The following is a 22042-nucleotide window of genomic DNA, read 5'->3' on the forward strand; positions in this document are numbered from 1 at the left end:
ATTTATGGGGATTTCTTTGGGATTGGTGATGTCAGCGATATCGAAGAGTTGCTGGTTGGCACCCGCTACGAGTATGCGGATGTCTTGGCCAAACTCCAAACCATCGACACGAGCCACTACTTCTCCCGCATGATGACAGAAGAAGTTGCTAAAGCTATCGTTGCCTAAATTCTTTCACCAACCTCTGCTGTCAGTCGTGCAGCAGAGGTTTTGACTATTCTCCTTACACCTTATTTTAGGAAAATTTTAGGGAAAAAGATTAAACTGATGATGTTATACGGTGTTTTCAACTGATTTCTATTGTTGACACTAAATAAAATGCAACAGAAAGGAAGGTTTGACATGACCTTTACCACACTGAGACCAAAAGAGCCACTGAAGTATCTAAAGTGGTGGGATGTGGTTGTTTTGAGCCTTATCATGTTTGGCCGTTTTATTCAGGACTCCATGATGGCTTATATCAATTTAGACAACACAGCGACGGCGGAATTGCCAGAGTTTACCAGTGCAGTCAACTGGGCTGCTTTTTGGGGGCAGGTGCCTCTGCTATTGTTAGCATTTTTGTACCTCTGGTGGCGCAGATTTGATTTTTCAAGTTGGCCTATTAAAATCAACTTAAAATCCATTCTTTGGGGGATTTTACTCTTTATCGGCGTTGCTATCATTTTTGACCTTTATTTTATGGTGGCCTACAGTATTTTTCCACCTGAAGAGGCGCTGTCACAGTTCAGTGAGGCCGTTCAGTATACTACCTCAACCATGCACCCATTCATTGAAAAACTTCAGTCGATTGACTTATCTTTAGTGATTTATTCCTTGTTAAATGGTTTTTACGAAGAGATTTTCTTTTTGGGGATGTGTTTGAGCGTGGAATCCCAGCACCGTAAACCAATTTTCTTTTATTCCCTGATTGTTCGCTATGCCTTTCATACCTACCAAGGCAATATTTCCGCCTTGGCAATTGGTTTCATGCTTGGAACGATTTACTATTTGCTCTACACTCGGATGAAAGAGAAAAATCTTTTCCCATTTTTCTGGGCTCATGCCATCAGTGACATGTTAGGCGTAGGACTGTTGAGTTATTTCTTATTTTAGCTTTTAATGCTATTATTAGGTTGTTTAAGTTTTCTTTAAGGTTCTGTGGGTATAATTATTCCATTCCTAAAACTTTTTCATAAATCTCCGCAAACAACCTGCTAGTTCTCTAGTGGGTTGTTTGTTTTATCTAGGGAGTGTATGCTATAATAAATAGAAAAAGGAGTGTATCATGCAACGTCGTTCACGGAAGTCGTCTTCTCAATCTGGCTTGATTGCTAGTTTATGTCTAGCTATAGTTGCCTTACTACTTGTTTTAGGCTTTTTAGGCAAACAAGTCTTTTTTGAACAAGCTGAACCACAAACGATAGCTCAGCAGCCATCTGTTAGTCAAACAGGGGAAGCAACGTCAACCAGTCGTCAAGAGGTATCGTCAACCTGGATCAAGCAACAGGAGCCTGTCAAAATTCCTATTCTCATGTACCATGCCATTCACGATATGGCACCAGAGGAGGCGCACAACGCCAATCTGATTGTAGCACCTGACGTGTTTGAGAGCCACGTTAAGGCGCTGAAGGAAGCTGGTTATCACTTTTTGACACCTGCTGAGGCCTACCGTGCCCTAACCGAGAATGCTCTGCCGGCGAATAAAGTGGTTTGGCTGACCTTTGATGATAGCCTCTGGGACTTTCATGACGTAGCCTATCCCATTTTGCAAAAATATGGGGCCACGGCGACCAACAACGTCATCACAGGGCTAACGCAAGAACAGCAGGCTGGACACCTTACCGAAGCGCAGCTCTTGAAGATGCAAGCAGCAGGCATGACCTTTGAGGGGCACACGGTGACGCACCCAGATCTTAGTACTACAGGGGTTGATGGGCAAATAGCAGAGCTGACAGACAGTAAAACCTATCTCGATCAACTGCTCCATCAGGAAACCACGACCATTGTCTACCCAGCAGGGCGATACAACGAAGACACGCTAGCAGTAGCTAATCAGGCAGGCTATAAACTCGGTCTAACCACAAATGAAGGTCTAGCGAGTCTGTCTAACGGCTTATTAACCCTCAACCGAGTGCGGATATTGCCGACCACCACAGCTGATGCTCTCTTGTCCTACATCAGCACCGAGTAACAGTACAACATAAACCGTTTGACCTGTCAGTGCAGGCAGTGTCTCATCAGGACATCAGCTAGGGCTGGTGTCTTTTTGTGATGAGCGCCGTTTGTGATATAATGAAATTAAGATTAGCACAAAGAGAGAAATTTATGTCAAAAATTATTGAATTACCAGAAGTCCTAGCCAACCAAATTGCTGCAGGTGAGGTGGTTGAGCGCCCAGCTAGTGTGGTTAAAGAGCTGGTTGAAAATGCTATTGATGCAGGCAGCAGTCAAATTACTATCACCATTGAAGAGGGCGGGCTCAAACTGATTCAGATAACTGACAACGGAGAAGGAATGGTGCCAGAAGATGTACCTTTGAGTTTACGTCGACATGCCACCAGTAAAATCAAAAATCAAGGCGACCTCTTTCGTATCCGAACACTAGGGTTTCGGGGTGAAGCCATGCCTTCGATTGCCTCAGTCAGTCTGATGACCATCAAAACCCAGTCCGCAGAAGCAGAGCACGGTCTTAAACTGGTGGCCAATGGTGGTGTTATTGAGCAACAAGAGATTATTTCTCGTCCTGTTGGCACACAAATAAGGGTAGAAAATCTCTTTTTTAACACCCCTGCTAGGCTCAAATACCTGAAAAGTTTGCAGGCGGAGACCTCAAGTGTCATCGATGTGGTTAACCGCCTCAGTCTAGGACACCCAGAGGTGGCCTTTACCCTAATCAGTGATGGGCGTGAGCTGACCAAGACTTCTGGGACAGGCGACCTACGCCAAGCCATCGCTGGTATCTACGGTCTGGGAACAGCACGCAAGATGATTGAGATTTCAGCCAGTGACTTGGATTTTGAAGTGTCGGGCTATGTCAGTTTGCCGGAGTTAACGCGTGCCAATCGCAACTACATCACCTTGCTGATCAATGGGCGCTATATCAAGAACTTTTTGCTCAGTCGTGCAATTTTAGATGGCTACGGGAGCAAGCTCATGGTGGGACGGTTTCCGATTGCAGTGATTGACATTCAGATTGATCCTTATTTGGCGGATGTCAACGTCCATCCGACCAAGCAGGAGGTGCGGATTTCTAAGGAAAAAGAGCTGATGGCACTGATTAAGCAAGCTATCGTAGCTAGTCTGAAAGAGCAAACATTGATTCCAGATGCCTTGGAAAATCTAGCTAAATCCAGTGTTAAACGAGCTGAAAAGCCGGTTCAGACCAGCCTCAGTCTCAAGCAGACCAACCTCTACTATGACACAGAAAAGCAGGACTTTTTCCTCAAAGATCAGCCCCAATCAGTGGTGGTTGAAGAGCAGGTTGACAATCTTGTCAAGATGGTTGACAGCCCTAGTCCGACGGCTAGTTCTGCTATTTGCCCAGAAACTGAGCAAAGACCAGCCAGTGTGCAGTTTGCCCAGAGGGAGGCAGTTAACCTAGAGGACGGGGAACATGGCTGGCAGGCGGATCGAAAGAAACTGTCGCGCTTGGTGGCTAACTTGGAGCAGGAGGAACGGTCGACCTTTCCAGAGTTGGAGTATTTCGGGCAGATGCACGGGACCTACCTCTTTGCACAAGGGCAAGGCGGGCTCTACATCATCGACCAGCACGCCGCTCAGGAGCGAGTGAAGTACGAGTATTATCGGGACAAGATTGCCGAAGTTGACAGCTCGCTCCAGCAGCTCTTAGTCCCTTATCTCTTTGAGTTTTCATCCAGTGATTTTTTGACCTTGCAGGCAAAGGCAGAGCTACTACAGGAAGTTGGCGTCAACCTCGAGCCTTACGGACAGAACACCTTTATCCTACGTGAGCACCCTATCTGGATGAAGGAAGAGGAAATCGAAAGCGGCGTCTATGAAATGTGTGACATGCTGCTGTTGACCAATCAGGTCTCCATCAAGCAGTACCGAGCAGAATTGGCCATCATGATGTCCTGCAAACGCAGCATCAAGGCCAATCACAAGCTAGACGACTACTCCGCACGGGACTTGCTGGTACAGCTCGCCCAATGTGACAATCCTTACAACTGCCCTCACGGTCGTCCTGTCCTTGTCAACTTTAGCAAGTCAGACATGGAAAAAATGTTCCGCCGCATTCAGGAAAACCACACCAGCTTACGTGAGTTAGGGAAATATTAGGTTGACAGACTTGTCAACTTGAAGGTGCTAGCAACAGCATGTTCAAGACCTTTAACACAGCAAACAGGCTCATGTCAACAGATCTTGACTCATGGCGCGTTTAATCTGTTACCTTTAGGGAGGATAAATCAATGACCATCGGGGAGCGTTTGAAGTCTCTACGACAAGAAAAGGGCTATACCCAAGACCAATTAGCCCAACTGCTGTTGCTGTCTCGTCAGACCATCATCAATTGGGAAAAAGATCGGACAGTACCGGATAGCGATAATTTGGCTCGCTTGTCAGCATTTTATGGTATTTCGGTAGATGAACTGCTAGGTCTGGCTAAGGACACGTTGCCGTTAGCTCAGCCAACTCGTCGGCATCTCTGGCGGTACCTGACGCTCTTATCAATTCTCTTGCTGGGGAGTTTGGTTGCTATCAAGGGCATGCCACTCTTTTCTCTAACACTGTTCGGGCTTCTACTCTTTTACGTTTGGTCGGAGATTTATCACACTAAACAAAAGAGGTGACCTATGTCTCATAACCGTTCTCTCGTTCCTATTGGCTACCTGTTTCTCATCAAGGGAAAACTTCTGAGCGTCATTTTTTCGCATGGTGTCCATATCTTCGTGTCTTACGGCGTCTTAGCGTTCCTTGCAGCCTATCTCTTTCGGCAAGAGTTAAGGCAGTCTTTCCAAAAAGTGACCTCCTTGGGCTGGAAAATCCTGTGGTGGCTGCTAGGTGCTTATGTTGCTATGGTTTTATTGGGTACGCTTGGCGGGTTGCTGAGTGACACCTTGCTGAGCCTATTTGGCTTAAGTGGCTATCAGTTGCAAAATGATACGGCAATAACGCAGGTTCTGGCTCGGTTTCCAAAAGTTTTGATTTTATTAGTGTTAAGGGTATTGGGTTCCTTTGTCGAAGAAGTGGTTTATCGCCATATTATTTTTGGGTGGTGTCAGAAAGTCATGCCTTATGCTCTATCGCTAAGTGTTCAGGCCTTGTTATTCGGAATGATTCACATGCATCAGCTGAGTTGGGCAGAGCTGTTCAGTGTTCTTCCTCATGCTATGAGTGGTCTAGTTTTGGGTTATCTCTATAACAAGGGACAAGGGCTCTGGCTACCTTGGTACTTGCACAGTTTTGAAAATTTGTCTGCCTTTCTGGGAAGTTTTTAAGTCATAAGTCGTGCGGAAAAAGAATGGAAAGTAAAAAGCGTCAGTCGACGCTTTTTGTTCAGTCTAAAAGTGTAAACTGCCAGCCACCCAGCCACCGCAGAGGGCTGCAGTGATGTTAAAGCCGCCCGTGTGGGCGTTGATATCCAGCACCTCACCGACAAAATGAAGCCCAGGCACCTGTTTGCTCTCTAGGGTCTTGGGGTTAATTTCTCTCAGGTCAACGCCGCCCTTGGTCACAAAGGACTTGGCTAGGCTCATCTTGCCTGTAACAGGGATAGGCAGGTGTTTGAGACGATTGAGCAGTTCCTCGCGCTCTTTGTGCGTTAACTGTTTGACCTTTTCAGAAAATGGCTGAGCGATAAAGTCCGCCATCCGTTCTGGCAGGAGGGATTTCAGGGCATTTTTCAGGGATTTTTCACGCTCGCGATCCAGATAGGTCTCAAGCTCAGATCGGCTATGGTCAGGTAAAACATCCAAATAAATGGTCTCACCTCCCTTAACAAAGGAGGATAGGCGCAGAGCAGCAGGTCCCGACAGGCCAAAATGAGTAAAGAGCAAATCGTGGGTGATGACGTGTTTGCCGTAGGATAAGGTCACTTCGTCCAAGGAGATACCTTGTAAGGCCTTGTGGGGAAAGTCTGTGAGTAAGGGGCTTTCAGCCGCCTCGAGCGCTGTGACTGCTAGCTTGAAGTGCCTAGCGATGTCATGACCAAAGCCTGTTGAGCCTGTTGAAGGATAAGATTTGCCCCCTGTTGCGACGATAAGGCGATCACAGGTCAGTTGCTCATCTGCTGATTTGACCTGAAAGGTGCCATCACTTTTTTTCACCGAGACGACCTCAAACTGGGTTCGCACCTGTCCGCCCAGCTCTGCGATTTTTCCAACCAAGCAATCAATGATGGTCTTGGATTTGTCCGTGACTGGGAACATGCGACCATGGTCTTCCTCCTTGAGTTTGACCCCATTGTCCTCAAAAAAGCGAATCAAATCATGGTTGTCAAACTGGGAGAAGACACTGTACAAGAAGCGCCCGTTGCCAGGTATACCTGCGATGAGGTCTTCTAAGGTCCCGTTGTTGGTCACGTTGCACCGACCGCCGCCTGTGCCAGAGAGTTTCTTGCCAAGTTTTCTGTTTTTATCAACCAGTAATGTCTTCTGTCCGTAGTAGCTGGAGGAAATGGCGGCCATCATGCCAGCAGGCCCGCCGCCGATAACGATTGTGTCATAATGTGTCATAGGTTTATTGTACCATAGTGCAGACAGAAAGTTGCTTATTTTATCTTAACCATAAGGGTTACCACTTTGATTGACGACAGCAGTGATGGTTTGACTGCTGCACGGCTTGTTCCATTAGCTTTCGGTAGTCAAAAAAGATGACGCAGATTATGTGTGATAGTCCATCTCCTAGTTTCAACGCAAAAAATCGAGGAGCAAGCAGCCTCGATTTTGTTTATTTTTTGCTGTAGTCGTCATAAAATTCATCATAAAATTTGTTGTACAGAGACCTTATCACGATGACGCCATGAAATAAAAAGAGAAAAAATCCGTAAAACAAGGTCGCCTGTAAGGAAAATTGTTCTTTGTAATAGAGAGCGCTGACGACAACTAAGTCAACGAAAAATAGTTGCAGTACTGCTTGATTTAGAATTTTTTTCATCCTATAACCTCCTTGAAAATGTGCCAGAAATGTTATCGTTTGCATATTATCTATCTTTATTTTATCACAAAAGTGGCAAAAAATCGATTGACAAGAAAGTCAGGATAGCTTAACGTCTAACTAATATCAAGGTTTTGTACAGGTAGCGAAGTGGATAGGTTTACTTCCCAAACCTTTCCTCTTCAGCAGGGACGAGTTTATCTTTGATTAAGGTCGAGGTGCTTTCCCAAGAATAAATCATCGCGCTGACGGTCAGAAGAAGGAGGGCACTTTTTATCCAATTCTCCCCATGTCTGAGAGCAGAAATGAGACTGCCGATACAGATTCCTGCTGCCAGCCAGAGGGCATTGAGGGTGTAACGTAAGCGTCTATCTAATTTTTTCATCTTGTCTCCTTTTGTTGTCGTAGCTTGTGGCTTATAGTAAGTTTTTGAGTTCATAGAGAGCATTCATGGCTTCCATAGGGGTCATGGTCATGACATCCATGTTTTTGAGCTTGGCTTCGATTAGAGAATCATGTCCTTGCTCAAAGAGGTCTAATTGCCCAGTGGTCTCTTTCTGCTCTCTGGTACCGTGTTTGTCTGCTCGGCTATTGTCCGATAGCGCAGGCGAAGCCGTCTCCAAGTCATGAAGGACCCTCTCCGCCCGAGATAGGAGACTGGTCGGGAGTCCAGCGATTTTGGCAACGTGTATACCGTAGGACTTGTCGGCAGGACCGTCTGCGATTTTATGGAGAAAGGTCACCTCGCCGTCTTTTTCCAGAGTGGTCACGTGAACGTTGACGAGGTGAGGCAGGGTGTCGTCTAGACTGGTGAGCTCGTGATAGTGAGTGGCAAAGAGGGTCTTTGCACCGATATGGTCATGAAGATGTTCGATGATGGATTGCGCTAGCGCCATGCCATCATAGGTAGCCGTGCCTCGACCGAGTTCGTCAAAGAGAATGAGTGACCGGTCATTGGCACGCCTGATGGCTTGATTGGCTTCCATCATTTCCACCATAAAGGTCGATTGCCCTGAAATCAAGTCATCAGAAGCACCAATACGTGTGAAAATAGCGTCAAAGAGTGGCAGGTCACAGCTCTCAGCTGCGACATAAGCTCCCATTTGCGCCATAATGACAGTGAGCGCTAGCTGCCTCATATAGGTAGACTTACCTGCCATATTGGGTCCCGTGATGAGCTGAATAGCTGTGGTCTGGTCAAGGTGAATCGAATTTGGCACATAAACCTGCTTGCCCATGACTTTCTCAACGACGGCATGTCGACCGTCAATGATGGCAATGCGAGCCTCTTGGTTAAAGGTCGGTCTGATGTAGTGATTGGTTTCTGCCACAGTCGCAAGGCTTTGAAGCACATCAACCTCGGCTAAGGTTTTGGCCAGGCTCTGCAAACGCCCAATGTAGGTCTCGACTTGCTGCCTGATACGCATGAAAATATCGTACTCCAGGCTGGCAGACTGCTCTCTGGCTTCCAGCATCTCACCCTCGATTTTGGCAAGTTCTGCTGTACCGAAGCGTTCGGAATTTTTCAGGGTCGCCTTACGGTAAAAATGGTCTGGAACATGGCTGAGCTGTGAGTTGGTCACATGGAAGTAATAGCCATCTTTGCGATTATAATCGATTTTTAGGTTGCTAATACCTGAGTTGGCGCGTTCTTTGGCTTCAATGTCTGCAATCCATCCAGTCCCTTCGCGGATGACTTTGCGGTAGCGATCCAGTTGCTCGTCAAAGCCTGTTTTGATGATGTTGCCTTCGGTTATCGTATTGGGGGCGTCAGGGTCAATAGCAGAGCTGATGAGGCTTTCTAACTCTGGCAGGCTGTCTAGACGTGTCACCAAGTCTTCCAGACAAGAAGCCCCAAAGCTTGTCAGAATTGCACGGATATAGGGCACCTGAGCCAGGGTCTGTCCCAGCTGTAGCAGGTCACGAGGGTTGGCCTTGCCAAAAGAGACTCGACTAGCCAGTCGCTCAATATCATAAACCCCACGGAAACTGTCGGTTAGATCATGACGCGTGATAAAGTCATCTAAGAAGGTCTGGATAATCTCTTGCCGATTGGTGATAGCAGTCAAGTTAATCAGGGGACGGTCTATCCATGCACGCAAGAGCCTTGTTCCCATGGCAGTCTTGGTGGCATCTAAGAGCCAAAATAAGCTCCCTTGTTTCTTATGTGTCCGACTGTTTTCCAGCAGGTCAAGGCTGGTCTTGGTCGCGTAACTCATCTGGAGATAGTCTTTTGTTTCGTAATGCACAAGAGGTTGCAGGTGCGTGAGTTCCCGTTTTTGGGTATTTTGGAGGTATTGGAGCAACTTGCCCGCAGCAGAGCGTTCAACAGCTGATAATTGCTGGTCTAATAAATGATCGGCTGTGCCCTCTGTTTTTTCCTCTGACAGGAGGAGATTGAGTTGCTTGGTCAGCAGTTGCTCTTCTGTGTTTGACAAATCATAGCCGATAACGACTTCTCTAGCTCTCAAGGTTTGGATTTCGCTGCAGATTGCCGTAAAATCACTGAGCTGGGTTGCAAAAAATTCGCCAGTAGAAACGTCCATATAAGCCAGCCCGAATTTGCCTGTAAGCCGATCGATGGCAACAAGGAAGTTATTGGCGGCGTCTGGCTTGGTCATATCAACCGCCGTGCCTGGGGTGATGACCTGAACGACATCTCTTTTGACCACACCAACAGCAGACTTAGGGTCTTCTAACTGCTCGGCTATGGCTACTTTATACCCTAAATCAATCAAGACATCAATGTACTGCTGGGCAGAATGATGGGGGACGCCAGCCATGGGAATAGGATGTTCAGCATTTTTGTTGCGGCTGGTCAAGTTGAGTTCTAAGAGTTGAGCAGCTTTGACAGCATCCTCGTAGAAAAGTTCATAGAAATCCCCCATGCGAAAGAGTAAAAAGGCATCAGGGTATTGAGCCTTGATGTCTAAATACTGTTGCATACCAGGGGAAATTTTTTCTTTAGACATGGTCACCTCCGTCAGTTCATTTTTTCCAGTATAGCAAAAATCACGATTTTTTTCAGCCTTTTTCATCTTTGCCTTAGCTTTATTTTGTGGTAAAATAAAAGGAAAAATAATTTTTGGAGACAGATTATGACTGCAAAACAACTCATCGCTCAAGAGCTGGCCAAGCATATTGACCAGTTGGACGAGCAGGCCATCGCTAACCTCTTAGAAAAACCAAAGCATGCGAGTATGGGAGACTTGGCCTTTCCGACCTTCAGTTTGGCTAAGGCTCTTCGTCAGGCACCGCAGGCTATTGCCAGCGACATCGCCGAGCAGATTGACAAGACACAGTTTGATAAGGTTGAAGCAGTTGGTCCATACCTTAACTTTTTCTTGGATAAACGACAGATTTCAGCAGAAGTGTTGTCAGAGGTCATCGCAGCGGGTGAACGTTATGGTGACCAGGCTATTGGGGCAGGACAGACCGTCGCGATTGACTTATCTAGTCCCAACATCGCTAAGCCATTTTCTATCGGACATCTACGCTCGACCGTTATCGGGGATAGTTTGGCTAAGATTTTCCAAAAAATTGGTTACAAAACTGTCCGTATCAACCACCTCGGTGACTGGGGCAAGCAGTTTGGTCTGCTCATTGTGGCTTATAAAAAATGGGGCAATGAAGAAGCAGTGAAAGCGAACCCGATTGCCGAGTTGCTAAAACTTTACGTTCGGATCAACGATGAGGCCAAGGCTGACCCTAGTCTTGACCAAGAAGGTCGGGACTGGTTCCTCAAACTGGAAAACGGCGACCAAGAAGCGCTCAAGCTCTGGCAATGGTTCCGCGATGAGAGTTTGGTGGAGTTCAACCGTATCTATGCTGAACTGGGGGTTCAATTTGACAGCCTCAGTGGTGAAGCCTTCTACAATGACAAGATGGACGAAGTGGTTGATCTGCTGGAAAGCAAGGGCTTATTGCAGCTCTCAAATGGTGCTCAGGTAGTCGATTTGACCAAGTACGGCATCGAACACCCTGCCTTGATTAAAAAATCAGATGGTGCTACGCTTTACAGCACCCGTGACTTGGCAGCGGCGCTTTACCGCAAGCGCACCTACGATTTTGCTAAGAGCATCTATGTGGTCGGTCAGGAGCAGTCTGCCCACTTCAAGCAGCTCAAAGCTGTGCTTAATGAAATGGGTTATGCTTGGCACCAAGATGTTGAGCATGTGTCCTTTGGTTTGGTGACCAAGGGTGGTCAGAAGCTCTCGACCCGTAAGGGCAATGTGATTTTGCTTGAGCCAACCATCGCAGAAGCTGTTAGCCGAGCTAAGGCGCAGATTGAGGCGAAAAATCCTCATCTGGCCGACAAAGATGCGGTGGCTCATGCTGTTGGTGTCGGTGCAATCAAGTTCTACGATCTCAAAACTGACCGTAACAATGGTTATGATTTTGATTTAGAAGCTATGGTATCTTTTGAAGGAGAAACGGGTCCCTATGTTCAGTACGCCCATGCTCGGATTCAATCAATCTTGAGAAAGGCTGATTTTCAACCAGTAGCAGGAGCTTCTTACAGCTTAGATGATGCGGATGCTTGGGAGATTATCAAACTCTTGCAGGAATTTCCAGCCACCATCACACGGGCAGCTGATAAGCTAACGCCTGACGTCATTGCTAAGTTTGCAATTAATCTCGCTCAGAGCTTTAACAAATACTATGCCCACACTCGGATTTTGGACGATAGCCCAGAACGAGATAGCCGCCTAGTGCTCAGCTATGCGACCGCTATCGTGCTTAAGCAAGCCCTCGCCTTGCTCGGTGTTGAAGCACCAGATGAAATGTAAGAAATTTTGCATGGTTATAGGTTTATTGTTCGGATAGTCCTGTTAACAGCTCATAAGGACTGACGAAAAAATTCCTCTAACCAGTAAAAATAGTTCCACATTTGCCTAAAATATGGTAAAATAGGCTGTATATTATTTTTTAAGGAGTGTGACAGCATGTCTGCAACATTTGAAAACAAAACAACCAACCGTGGTGTGATCACTTTCACCATCGGTCAGGAGCAAAGCAAGCCAGCTCTTGATAAGGCATTCAATAAAATCAAGAAAAATCTTAACGCCCCAGGTTTCCGTAAAGGCAACATTCCACGTGCCGTCTTCAACCAACGTTTTGGTGAAGAAGCTCTCTACGAGGAAGCTCTTAACAGCATCTTGCCTAGCGCTTATGAGGCTGCTGTTGCGGAGCTTGGTTTGGACGTGGTTGCCCAACCAAAAATCGATATCGCTTCTATGGAAAAAGGTCAAGACTGGACCATCACAGCTGAAGTGGTGACGAAGCCAGAAGTAAAACTTGGTGACTACAAAAACTTGGCTGTCGACGTCACTGAAACCAAAGAAGTAACTGACGAAGAAGTAGATGCTAAAATCGAGCGTGCGCGTCAAAACTTGGCTGAATTGGTCGTTAAAGACGGTGCGGCTGAGGACGGTGACACTGTTGTTATCGACTTCGTTGGTTCTGTTGATGGTGTTGAGTTTGACGGCGGTAAAGGTGAGAACTTCTCACTAGCGCTTGGTAGCGGTCAATTTATCCCAGGCTTCGAAGACCAGTTGGTTGGTAGCAAGGCTGGTGAGACGGTCAATGTTAACGTGACTTTCCCAGAAAACTATCAGGCAGAAGATTTGGCTGGCAAAGACGCCCTCTTTGTCACAACTGTCCATGAAGTCAAAGCTAAAGAAGTTCCTGCCCTTGATGACGAATTGGCAAAAGACATCGACGAAGACGTTGAAACTCTTGACGACTTAAAAGCGAAGTATCGCAAAGATTTGGAAGCTGAAAAAGCTGTTGCTTATGACGATGCGGTCGAAGGGGCTGCGCTCGAACTCGCTGTCGCTAATGCAGAAATCGTTGACCTCCCAGAAGAAATGGTTCACGACGAAGTTCACCGTGCCATGAACGAGTTTATGGGCAACATGCAACGCCAAGGTATTTCACCAGACATGTACTTCCAGTTGACAGGAACAACACAAGATGACCTTCACAAGCAATTTGAAGGCGATGCTGAAAAACGTACTCGTACAAATCTTGTTATCGAAGCGATTGCTAAAGCAGAAGGCTTTGAGGCAACTGATGAAGAAATCGAAAAAGAAATCAACGATTTGGCAACAGAATACAACATGCCAGTTGAACAAGTGCGTAGCCTCCTTTCACCAGAGATGCTCAAGCACGATGTTGCGATGAAAAAAGCAGTTGAAGTGATCACCAGCACAGCAACTGTCAAATAAATTTAAAAAATCCGTCCCCTTGGGCGGATTTTTTATCTTACAAGTTCTGATTGGCAATCTCCCAGTCCCCGTGGTAAGGGACTTTTTGATCATTGATGATTTGGTAGGCATCCCTGCCTTTGCCAGCGATGATAACAGCATCCTGACTGGTTTTGGTTTGTGAGAGGGCAAGTCGGATAGCTGTTTCACGGTCCACTTCGATGGTGACAGGACGGTTAATGTGGCTAGCGATTTCTTGGCAGATGGCAAAAGGATCTTCTCGGTTGGGGTCATCTGCCGTTAAAATAATCTGTAGTTTAGGGTAGTGATTGATGACGCGCCCAAAATCGGCACGGCGACTTTCAGCCTTATTGCCTGTCGAGCCGATAATGAGAAAGGCTTGTCCTGTTTGGGCAGTCGTCACAACCTTGATGAGTTTGTCGAGGCTGTCACCGTTGTGAGCATAGTCAACAAAAACCTTGGCACCGTTCGCTTGAGTTAGAATCTCCATCCGACCTGGCACGGTGGTTTGAGCGATGCCTAACCTGATGTCAGTTAAGCTAGCCCCCAATCGTAGACAGGCTAATCCAGCAGCGATAGCATTGTCTTGGTTGAAATCCCCCAGCAGTTGGATGCTGTACTGCCCAGCTAATTTTCCTGTCGCTGTAAAGTCAAAGGCAGATGAGGTCACGACACGGTTATTAGAACCCTTACCGTAAGTGTCAAGGTCTTTGTCTGCTACTTGCTCGAGCACCGCAGCGGCATGGTCCATGCCTGCGTTGATGATGACCGCTCGGCTATTGTCCAATAAGAGTCGCTTGTGAGCGAAATAGTCCTCAAAATTCGGGTGCTCAATGGGGCTGATATGGTCGGGCGTGATATTGAGAAAGACCCCAACATCAAAGGTTAGTCCGTAGACCCGCTTGGTCAGGTAGGCTTGGCTGGACACCTCCATGATGAGGTGGGAGCGACCGTTTTGGACCGCCTCAGCCATCATGGCAAAGAGGTCCAAACTCTCTGGCGTGGTCAGCTGGGACTTGAAAAAGGTCTCGCCGTCTAGGGTTGTGCTCATGGTTGACAGCAGGGCAGGTTTGTGGCTTTGGCGCAAGATATGGTAGGCAAAGTAGGCAGCAGTAGTCTTGCCCTTAGTGCCCGTAAAGCCCAACAGTTTCAGCTTATCTTGAGGGTTGTCGTAAAAGCGCATGGCAACCAGGCTCATGGCACGTTTGACATCTTTGACGACAATAGCAGAGCAGGCAACATCGTAGGTTTTTTCTGCCACATAATAGGTCAGACCAGCCTGAACAGCCTGCTCCAGATAAATAGGGTCAAAGCCAGCCCCCTTGACGAAAAAGAGGGTATCTGCATCGACCTGACAGCTATCGTAGCTGAGTTTGGTAAAACTGGTGTCAGCCCAGCTAGGAGCGAGAGTGACAAGGTTGTCATCTGCTTTCAATATCTCGAAAATCTCTAATAGGTTTATCATACCTCTATTGTAAACCCAAAGTTGGCATTTTACAAGTGACAGGTAAAAGTTTATAATAAAAAGATAGACTATAGAAAGATTAGGATAACACGTGCTAGAAGAAAACAGTCAAACAAACCAGCTCAGCCGAGAAGAGAAGATGTTGCGAGGGACAGCTTGGTTGACTTTCGCTAACATCGCAGGACGTTTGCTAGGGGCAGTTTATATCATTCCGTGGTATGCTTGGATGGGTAAGGTTGCAGCACCACAAGCTAACGCTCTTTATGGCATGGGCTACACCCTCTATGCTACTTTTTTGGTGCTATCCACGACAGGGATTAACACAGCAATTTCAAAACAGATTGCTAAGTATAATGCGATTGACCAAGAAGCCAAAGGGATTGGACTGGCGAAACAATTTATCGGCATCATGTTCCTGTCGGGTCTTATTTTCGCCTCTATTTTGTACCTTGGGGCACCGGTCTTATCACGGTTGTCAGGCGCAGAACAGACTTTAGTTCCTGTGCTTAGAAGCTTGACTTTGGCTGTTCTGGTCTTTCCGATGATGAGTGTGTGTCGAGGTATTTTTCAGGGTTATCACCATGTTAAACCAAATGCTCTGAGTCAGTTAGCAGAACAGCTTATCCGTGTCATTTGGATGCTGTTGACCACCTTTTACATCATGAAAATGGGGTCAAAAGACTACGTGTCAGCTGTCACCCAATCGACATTTGCTGCCTTTGTTGGCATGTTAGCTAGCTTTGCTGTGTTGGGGTATTACTTTTGGCAGTCTGGGCTCTTGAGTAAATTCCTGAAAGCATCGCCAATTAAGGTGCAGTATCAGGAAAGTTTGCAACTCATCAAAGAAACGTTTCGGACAGCGATTCCGATGATTTTGACAGGAGTTGCCATTCAGCTGTACCAGTTAATCGATCAAGCAACCTTTGTTAACGTTTTGTCATTCCTCACGGAAGATAGTAAGGAGCGCCTGACCGTCATTTATGCCTACCTATCTGCCAATCCCAATAAGATAGTTATGCTGATTGTGGCGGTAGCGATTACGATTGGTGATGTCGGCATCCCATTATTGACGGAGAGCCACATCAAGGGAGATAAGCGCGGGGTTGCTCGTCTGATGCTCAATGGTTTTCAAATGCTGACAGTCTTTGCTCTGCCTGCATTGATGGGGGCTATTCTACTGGCAGAACCACTTTACGTTGTCTTCTATAACCCGTCAGAAAATCTCGCCATAGGCTTGTTTATCGCGACACTTGCCCAGACCTTCTTGCAGTGTGCCTATTTTGCCCTATCACCGATCCTACATGCGGTCAATGAAAGCCGGGCGGCAGTCCGCTATTTCTACTATGGTGTGGTGGTGAAGTTGCTCACTCAACTGCCCTTATTATTCCTGTTTCAGGCTTATGGGCCAGTGTTATCAACAGCTTTAGCCCTGTTAGTCCCATCAATCCTCTTCTATCGTCACTTGCGTGCGGTTACTCAGTTTAATCCCAACATTTTAGTTAGAGATACTGCCCTCATCGCTCGCAATACCCTGCTCATGTGTGTGCCTGTTTTTGTCATTTATTGGGGCTTGAGTTTGGTTATCCAACCGTCTAGCCGTTTACTGGCGACTGTTCACCTTGTTGTTGGTGCAAGTGTAGGAATGATGGTCTATGGGTATCTATCTCTCAAAACACGCAGCCTCGATAAGTTGCTAGGTCAACGCGCCCAACGTTTAAGGGACATTTGCCGGATTCGTTAACGCTTAAAGCGGTTTAGACAGCTGTGTTAAACAATGAAGTAATCGCGCGGCATAAAAATCGAATAAATAATAAGACTGTGAGAAAAAGGCATAAGGTCAAGGGTGAGGGCTTGATCTTATGCGCTTTTTGTTATGATTGAAATTCTCTTGTATCGTTATCAGTGCTATTTAATCCTTATGGGTAGCTAACTTGGTTTTTTAGACGATCGTCTAGTGTTGTTGTCTTTGTTGCTGTTTCAAAAACTACTTCTAAAGAACGGCTAACGGTGATGTCTGTCCTGATAGGAGTGGCGTGAAAAAACTTTGTTTTTGCTCTGCTATTGTTCCGAAATCATGGTAAAATAGAAAGAAAAAGAACAAATGGAGATGGTTATGGATTATAAGGAATTGAAATTAGAGACGCAGCTGGCGCAGGCAGGTATTCGGGTGGACAAGCAGACTGGGGCTTTGGTGTCGCCTATCCACTTCTCAACGACCTACCAGCACCCAGAGTTTGGTCAGTCGACAGGTTTTGACTACACCCGCACTAAAAATCCTACCCGCACTAACTTGGAGCGAACCCTGGCGGCGATTGAGGGAGCAGATTATGCGGTGGCGACTAGCTCAGGCATGAGTGCGCTTATGCTGGCCATGGAGATTTTCCCTGTGGGGGCAAAAGTGCTAGCCTGCCGTGACCTTTATGGTGGGTCCTTCCGCTGGTTTGATAAGGTAGAGCAGCAAGGGCGGTTTCGTTTTGTCTATGCCAATACAGAAGATGATATGCTGACGTTACTGGATGAGACGGTGGATGTGGTTTTCATCGAAACACCGACCAATCCTCTGATGAACGAGTTTGATATTGCGACAATTGCTGCCAAGGCTAAGACTGTTGGAGCTAAAACCGTCGTTGATAATACCTTCTATACACCGATTTACCAGCGACCAATTGAATTGGGGGCAGATTTAGTCATTCACTCGGCGACCAAGTATTTGGGGGGGCACAACGATGTGCTGGCTGGAGCTGTGATCACTAATGATCAAGCCATTTACGATCAGCTCTTTTTCAATCTCAACACGACAGGGATTGTCTTGTCGCCTTTTGACAGTTACATGCTCATGCGAGGGCTCAAGACCCTCAAACTCCGTATGGAAAAAGCTACCGCTAATGCCCGTGATCTGGTGAGCCATCTGAAGAGCTCTCCTCACATCAAGGAAGTCCTTTATCCAGGGAAGGGTGGCATGCTGTCCATCAAGCTGCAAGATGAGCGCAAGATTCCAAGTTTGCTCAATAAGTTACAGATTTTCACCTTTGCGGAAAGTTTGGGTGGGGTTGAGAGTTTAATCACTTATCCGACGACCCAAACGCATGCGGATATTCCTGCTGAGACCCGTCATGCCTACGGTTTGACTGACGACTTGCTCCGTCTGTCCATCGGTATTGAGGATGTGACTGATTTGATTTGGGATTTAGAACAGGCGCTAGCTGACTAGGGATGATAAGATGCCAAAAACAGAAGCAGTTATCTTAACCAATATGTGTATGGTGACAGATGGCACCAAGGTCTTGGTGCAAAACCGTAAAGACCCTGATTGGCCTGGGTTGGTTTATCCAGGTGGGATTGTGTCATAATAATGACAGGTGCTTAAAACGCTGTTAAATCGAGGATTTGAGCGTTCTACAATCTGTTCTTAAGGAGGATATTATCACATTTAGAAAATATAATTGCTTAGGCAAGAACAATTTAGAGTGTTCTTGCCTTTTTTATTTTACAGGGAGGAAAATAGTGGAACTTGCAGAATCAACTCGACTTGGTGTTGTTAGCTATCTCATGATTGTTATGGGAGTTACATCATCTAAAGCAACAGACATGTTGAAAGAATTAGAAACAAGTGGGCTGGTTAATATTGCTACAACTGGTCAACTAGCACTCAAAGAATTGGAGGACAATCATGAAACGCATTAGTGCAAATCAGTATCAAACATCAGAACGGTATTACAAGCTCCCAAAACTCTTATTTGAGAGTGAGCGATACAAGGACATGAAGCTTGAGGTTAAAGTCGCTTATGCCGTCTTAAAAGACCGTTTGGAACTGTCCCTAAGTTCAGGTTGGATTGATGAAGACGGTTCAATCTATCTCATCTATTCCAATTCTAGTTTAATGGAGCTTCTTGGGTGTTCTAAGTCCAAACTCCTGTCCATCAAAAAATCCTTGAGAGATTTTGGCCTTATTGAGGAAGTCCAACAGTCATCCAGTGAAAAAGGACGGCTCGCAAACAAGATTTATCTGGGTGAGTTGGAACATGAACTTACCCCCGTCTTAAATTCAGACGGGGGTGGTGTTAAAAAAACACTAGGGGGGTCTCAAAATCAGACGGGCCCCGTCTTAAATTCAGCCCCTAGTGAGACTGAACATAGTGAGACTAAAGAGAGTGATTGTCTTTCAGAGGATGAGGAGGAAAAAGGGCTCACTCGTAAAGTGGATAAGCCAACCACCTATGACAAGGACTATATTTACCAATTGGTCTATGACCAGCTGATTCGTGAGAAGTTTTCTAAGACAAGTGCAGAGTTTGTTATGAGGCATTTTGAGACTAGGTATCAGTATGCTTTGGAGAACATGAGATTTGCCAGAACGACAGAGACTATAGCTGAGTATGTCTTTAATGGCATTCTGGCAGAGTGGAATAAGGAACGCCGACAAGAACAGGAAAGGAGGTGAGAACCATGTGGTGGAAAATTTTGCTAGGCATGTGGATATTGTCGCTCATTGTATTAGCGATTGAGTTTAAGAACGCTCCAGAAATGGAGGACCATATCTAACCAAGGCTTTACGAGAAGTAAGGTCTTTTTTGATATCCGAAAGGAGAAACAGATGAATTTTTTTGATTGCTTTGCAGGGATTGGGGGCTTTCGTTTAGGCATGGAAAGCCAGGATCATACCTGCATCGGATTTTGCGAAATTGACCGTTTCGCCAGACAAAGCTACCAAGCCATTCACGACACGACAGGAGAATTAGAATACCATGACATTACCCAAATCACCGATGATCAACTCAGAGAACTCCGAGGACAAGTGGACGTCCTCTGTGGGGGTTTTCCTTGCCAAGCCTTTTCTCTCGCAGGCAGACGATTGGGATTTGAGGACACTAGAGGGACTCTCTTCTTTGAGCTTGCTCGATGTGCCAAGGAAATCCAACCACCTTATCTATTTTTTGAAAACGTCAAGGGGCTACTCAGTCACGACCAGGGACGGACGTTCGCCACAATCCTCACCACACTGGATGAACTGGGGTATCATGTCGAATGGCAGGTGCTTAACAGTAAAGATTTTGGCCTTCCCCAAAACAGGGAGCGGGTCTTTCTTATCGGACATTCTCNCCAAAACAGGGAGCGGGTCTTTCTTATCGGACATTCTCAAAAGCGAGGTTTCCGACCAGTATTTCCTCTCCGAGGACAAGGTAGCCCAGCTCATCTTGACCGACTAGGCAATGTCAATCCATCAGGTCAGGGCATGAGTGGGGAGGTCTATCTCTCGACAGGTCTATCTCCAACCTTAACCGTAAATAAGGGTGAGGGAGTTAAGATTGCCATTCCTGTTTTAACACCAGACAGGCTTTATAAAAGACAGAACGGCAGACGATTCAAGGCTAATCAAGACCCTATGTTTACCCTAACGGCTCAAGACAGGCATGGGGTACTAGTGGCTGGAAATTTGCCGACTAGCTTTGATCAAGCAGGACGAGTTTATCATACAGAAGGTCTTTCCCCGACCCTCACCACCATGCAGGGTGGGGATAAGATTCCAAAAGTCTTATTACGTCACGAAGCGCCACACTTAAAAATCCGTGAGGCGACTAAGCAAGGCTATGCCAAGGCGACAGTTGGCGATTTGGTTAACCTATCCTATCCCAAGTCTAACTCTAAACGTGGACGGGTAGGCAAACAGATGGCCAACACCCTAACGACCAGCTCCCAACAAGGTGTCGTTATCGCAGCCCTGGAATACCGCAAGGACAAATGGTTTGAGGTGACAGGATTTTTGGTGGGAGACAAGCTCTATCGTTTGAGGATTCGCAAGCTCACCCCAAGAGAGTGTTTTCGCCTACAAGGCTTTCCAGATTGGGCATTCGACCAAGCAGAGGCGGTTTCAAGCAAGAGCCAACTCTATAAGCAGGCTGGAAACAATGTCTCAGTTCCTGTTATCGCTGCTATCGCAGGAGAATTAAAGAAATTGGAGGAGAACTATGAAACTACTACATAAAGAATCCATCAGAACCTGTTCAGAGTTGGATGAGGCTATCCATCAAGCAGAGGTGGAGCGACTGACAGAAAGGCTCCTTTCCTTGCCCAACTATGATTGCGAAATGATTGTGACCTTTGAGGATGACTACCACAAGGAGATGAACCTCCCCCTCTTTTACGAATCCAATCTCCATCGGGTTTTTGAGTTTTTGGAGGAAAGGGACATCAAAAACGGAGTGGATACCTTGGTAACGAATGACAATCATCTGGCTTTCAGAACTTATGGAGAAAACTATACTCATGAAGGCAAAGAAGGAATTCTGACGAGCCTTGTTGTTAGATGTTATGGTGAAGGGAGAGTGCCCATTGATATGAGTCGACCCTTTGCGACGGTGTCTCAATCAGAAATTGGTTTGAATAAGGAGGAAAGCTGTGTTGCGGATTTTCCTGGGCAAGAATAAGGCTAGAAATAAAACAGTTCTGGAACAGTTGGAAAAGTATGGAGTTTGTTATGAAGCTCATCACGTAGAAGATTTAGATAAGCCAACTTTGCTTGAGATGATGAGTTATTCTGTGGATTGTTTTGAGTTTTTGAGTTCAGCCATGTTGCGCTTTAAGCGAAGCGACTACATGACGACCAAGCAACTGATATACTTAATTTTGAGTAAGAAAGTTACTAGCTTACGCTTACCCCTTGCCATACACAACAAAAGAGTCTATCCCGACCTCAGCCCTGATGATCTACGTACCTTTATCCCACGAAAGCTAAAATTAGAGGGCTTTCGCCAGACCCTGAAAGAACAGTCGGAGGTCTAACATGGCTGAATTATTTTGGGAGAATGTTGAAATATTGTTAGCTGAACGACAGATGACTTGGGCCGATTTGACCCGCAAGATGTTTGTGGGAGCCTATCAGTATCCGAGTGAGTTCAATCGGCTGTACCAGAAAATCCGCCACTACAAGTCGGCAGGTCAAATGCCTCAGACCAAGTGGGTGGAAAAGATAGTGAGTGTTTTGGAGGTAGATTATGAAGACTTGTTTCGCAGGTAAAGGCATAAATCTTCTAATCCTTTACCTCTACCAGTATGGAAATGCGGCTATCGTATCGTCTTTCCAAGCAGGAAAGCTATCTCTAGCAGTCACAATTCTGTGCCAGCTTCTATACCTAACAAGTGTAATTTTGCTGGTCAGAAAGTCGCCTAGTCAAGTTTCACACAAGACAAGACTAGCTTGGGTCTTGGAGTGTTTGAGCCTAATGGTGGTCTTGTCCACTCTTATTGGTTT

The 22042-nt window shown here is 46.2% G+C and carries 21 protein-coding genes and 2 pseudogenes; 18 read left to right on the forward strand and 5 right to left on the reverse strand.

Going from position 1 to position 22042, the window contains the following annotated elements; all coding sequences use genetic code 11:
• The 6 genes from ACERC5_RS07960 to ACERC5_RS07985 form a co-directional block, all read left to right on the forward strand.
• A partial coding sequence (locus tag ACERC5_RS07960; protein ID WP_373660543.1) for a lipoate protein ligase C-terminal domain-containing protein occupies positions 1 to 168 on the forward strand: 168 nt, incomplete at its 5' end.
• Positions 169 to 342: 174 nt separating this feature from the next.
• Positions 343 to 1095, forward strand: coding sequence for a type II CAAX prenyl endopeptidase Rce1 family protein (locus ACERC5_RS07965; protein ID WP_373660527.1), 753 nt, complete (start codon positions 343 to 345; stop codon positions 1093 to 1095).
• 172 nt (positions 1096 to 1267) lie between these two features.
• Positions 1268 to 2173, forward strand: coding sequence for a polysaccharide deacetylase family protein (locus ACERC5_RS07970; protein ID WP_373660528.1), 906 nt, complete (start codon positions 1268 to 1270; stop codon positions 2171 to 2173).
• 134 nt (positions 2174 to 2307) lie between these two features.
• Complete coding sequence (gene mutL / locus ACERC5_RS07975; protein WP_373660529.1) at positions 2308 to 4281, forward strand: DNA mismatch repair endonuclease MutL; 1974 nt, start codon at positions 2308 to 2310, stop codon at positions 4279 to 4281.
• A gap of 131 nt (positions 4282 to 4412) precedes the next feature.
• A complete protein-coding gene (locus ACERC5_RS07980) occupies positions 4413 to 4793 on the forward strand; it encodes a helix-turn-helix domain-containing protein (protein ID WP_373660530.1) in 381 nt (126 codons plus the stop codon).
• Positions 4794 to 4796: 3 nt separating this feature from the next.
• Positions 4797 to 5441, forward strand: a complete 645-nt coding sequence (locus tag ACERC5_RS07985; RefSeq protein WP_373660531.1) for a lysostaphin resistance A-like protein — start codon at positions 4797 to 4799, stop codon at positions 5439 to 5441.
• Between the two features lie 63 nt (positions 5442 to 5504).
• Here ACERC5_RS07985 and ACERC5_RS07990 read toward each other — a convergent pair whose 3' ends face one another.
• The 4 genes from ACERC5_RS07990 to mutS all read right to left on the reverse strand — a co-directional run bounded on the left by ACERC5_RS07990 (position 5505) and on the right by mutS (position 10070).
• Positions 5505 to 6677, reverse strand: a complete 1173-nt coding sequence (locus ACERC5_RS07990) for an NAD(P)/FAD-dependent oxidoreductase (RefSeq protein ID WP_373660532.1) — start codon at positions 6675 to 6677, stop codon at positions 5505 to 5507.
• 214 nt (positions 6678 to 6891) lie between these two features.
• Entirely contained in the window at positions 6892 to 7098 is a 207-nt protein-coding gene (locus tag ACERC5_RS07995) for a hypothetical protein (RefSeq protein ID WP_018368899.1), read from the reverse strand.
• 160 nt (positions 7099 to 7258) lie between these two features.
• Positions 7259 to 7483 (reverse strand): hypothetical protein, encoded by a 225-nt coding sequence (locus tag ACERC5_RS08000; RefSeq protein WP_373660533.1) that lies wholly within the window; start codon positions 7481 to 7483, stop codon positions 7259 to 7261.
• Positions 7484 to 7514: 31 nt separating this feature from the next.
• Positions 7515 to 10070 (reverse strand): DNA mismatch repair protein MutS, encoded by a 2556-nt coding sequence (mutS, locus tag ACERC5_RS08005; protein WP_373660544.1) that lies wholly within the window; start codon positions 10068 to 10070, stop codon positions 7515 to 7517.
• Positions 10071 to 10196: 126 nt separating this feature from the next.
• Between mutS and argS the strand changes: the two genes are divergently transcribed.
• Positions 10197 to 11888 carry an arginine--tRNA ligase gene (gene argS / locus ACERC5_RS08010; RefSeq protein WP_373660534.1) on the forward strand — a complete coding sequence of 564 codons (1692 nt, stop codon included), beginning with the start codon at positions 10197 to 10199 and terminating at the stop codon, positions 11886 to 11888.
• Positions 11889 to 12044: 156 nt separating this feature from the next.
• Positions 12045 to 13328: a trigger factor gene (gene tig, locus ACERC5_RS08015; RefSeq protein WP_373660535.1), complete on the forward strand. Its 1284-nt coding sequence runs from the start codon at positions 12045 to 12047 to the stop codon at positions 13326 to 13328.
• A 37-nt stretch (positions 13329 to 13365) separates the two neighbouring features.
• Here tig and ACERC5_RS08020 read toward each other — a convergent pair whose 3' ends face one another.
• Positions 13366 to 14793 carry a UDP-N-acetylmuramoyl-L-alanyl-D-glutamate--L-lysine ligase gene (locus tag ACERC5_RS08020; RefSeq protein WP_373660536.1) on the reverse strand — a complete coding sequence of 476 codons (1428 nt, stop codon included), beginning with the start codon at positions 14791 to 14793 and terminating at the stop codon, positions 13366 to 13368.
• A gap of 139 nt (positions 14794 to 14932) precedes the next feature.
• Between ACERC5_RS08020 and ACERC5_RS08025 the strand changes: the two genes are divergently transcribed.
• The 10 genes and pseudogenes from ACERC5_RS08025 to ACERC5_RS08070 all read left to right on the forward strand — a co-directional run.
• Complete coding sequence (locus ACERC5_RS08025; protein ID WP_373660545.1) at positions 14933 to 16534, forward strand: oligosaccharide flippase family protein; 1602 nt, start codon at positions 14933 to 14935, stop codon at positions 16532 to 16534.
• A 372-nt stretch (positions 16535 to 16906) separates the two neighbouring features.
• Positions 16907 to 18004, forward strand: coding sequence for a cystathionine gamma-synthase (locus ACERC5_RS08030; protein WP_373658336.1), 1098 nt, complete (start codon positions 16907 to 16909; stop codon positions 18002 to 18004).
• Between the two features lie 10 nt (positions 18005 to 18014).
• Positions 18015 to 18137, forward strand: a pseudogene (locus tag ACERC5_RS08035) (DNA mismatch repair protein MutT); the annotation flags it as partial.
• Between the two features lie 160 nt (positions 18138 to 18297).
• Positions 18298 to 18477 carry a hypothetical protein gene (locus ACERC5_RS08040; protein WP_373660537.1) on the forward strand — a complete coding sequence of 60 codons (180 nt, stop codon included), beginning with the start codon at positions 18298 to 18300 and terminating at the stop codon, positions 18475 to 18477.
• Positions 18464 to 19235, forward strand: a pseudogene (locus ACERC5_RS08045) (replication initiator protein A); the annotation flags it as partial. The gene ACERC5_RS08040 and the pseudogene ACERC5_RS08045, both read left to right, overlap by 14 nt.
• A 152-nt stretch (positions 19236 to 19387) precedes the next feature.
• Positions 19388 to 20776, forward strand: a complete 1389-nt coding sequence (dcm, locus tag ACERC5_RS08050) for a DNA (cytosine-5-)-methyltransferase (protein WP_373660538.1) — start codon at positions 19388 to 19390, stop codon at positions 20774 to 20776.
• Positions 20760 to 21218 (forward strand): hypothetical protein, encoded by a 459-nt coding sequence (locus ACERC5_RS08055; RefSeq protein WP_373660539.1) that lies wholly within the window; start codon positions 20760 to 20762, stop codon positions 21216 to 21218. The genes dcm and ACERC5_RS08055 overlap by 17 nt, the downstream gene beginning before the upstream one ends.
• Positions 21190 to 21573, forward strand: coding sequence for a hypothetical protein (locus tag ACERC5_RS08060; protein WP_373660540.1), 384 nt, complete (start codon positions 21190 to 21192; stop codon positions 21571 to 21573). Before ACERC5_RS08055 ends, ACERC5_RS08060 begins: the two co-directional genes overlap by 29 nt.
• A 1-nt stretch (position 21574) precedes the next feature.
• Positions 21575 to 21808, forward strand: coding sequence for a transcriptional regulator (locus tag ACERC5_RS08065; protein WP_373660541.1), 234 nt, complete (start codon positions 21575 to 21577; stop codon positions 21806 to 21808).
• A partial coding sequence (locus ACERC5_RS08070; RefSeq protein WP_373660542.1) for a hypothetical protein occupies positions 21786 to 22042 on the forward strand: 257 nt, incomplete at its 3' end. The genes ACERC5_RS08065 and ACERC5_RS08070, both read left to right, overlap by 23 nt.

Origin of the sequence: Streptococcus sp. E24BD (assembly GCF_041807825.1) — a bacterium.
Taxonomy (GTDB): Bacteria; Bacillota; Bacilli; order Lactobacillales; family Streptococcaceae; genus Streptococcus; species Streptococcus entericus.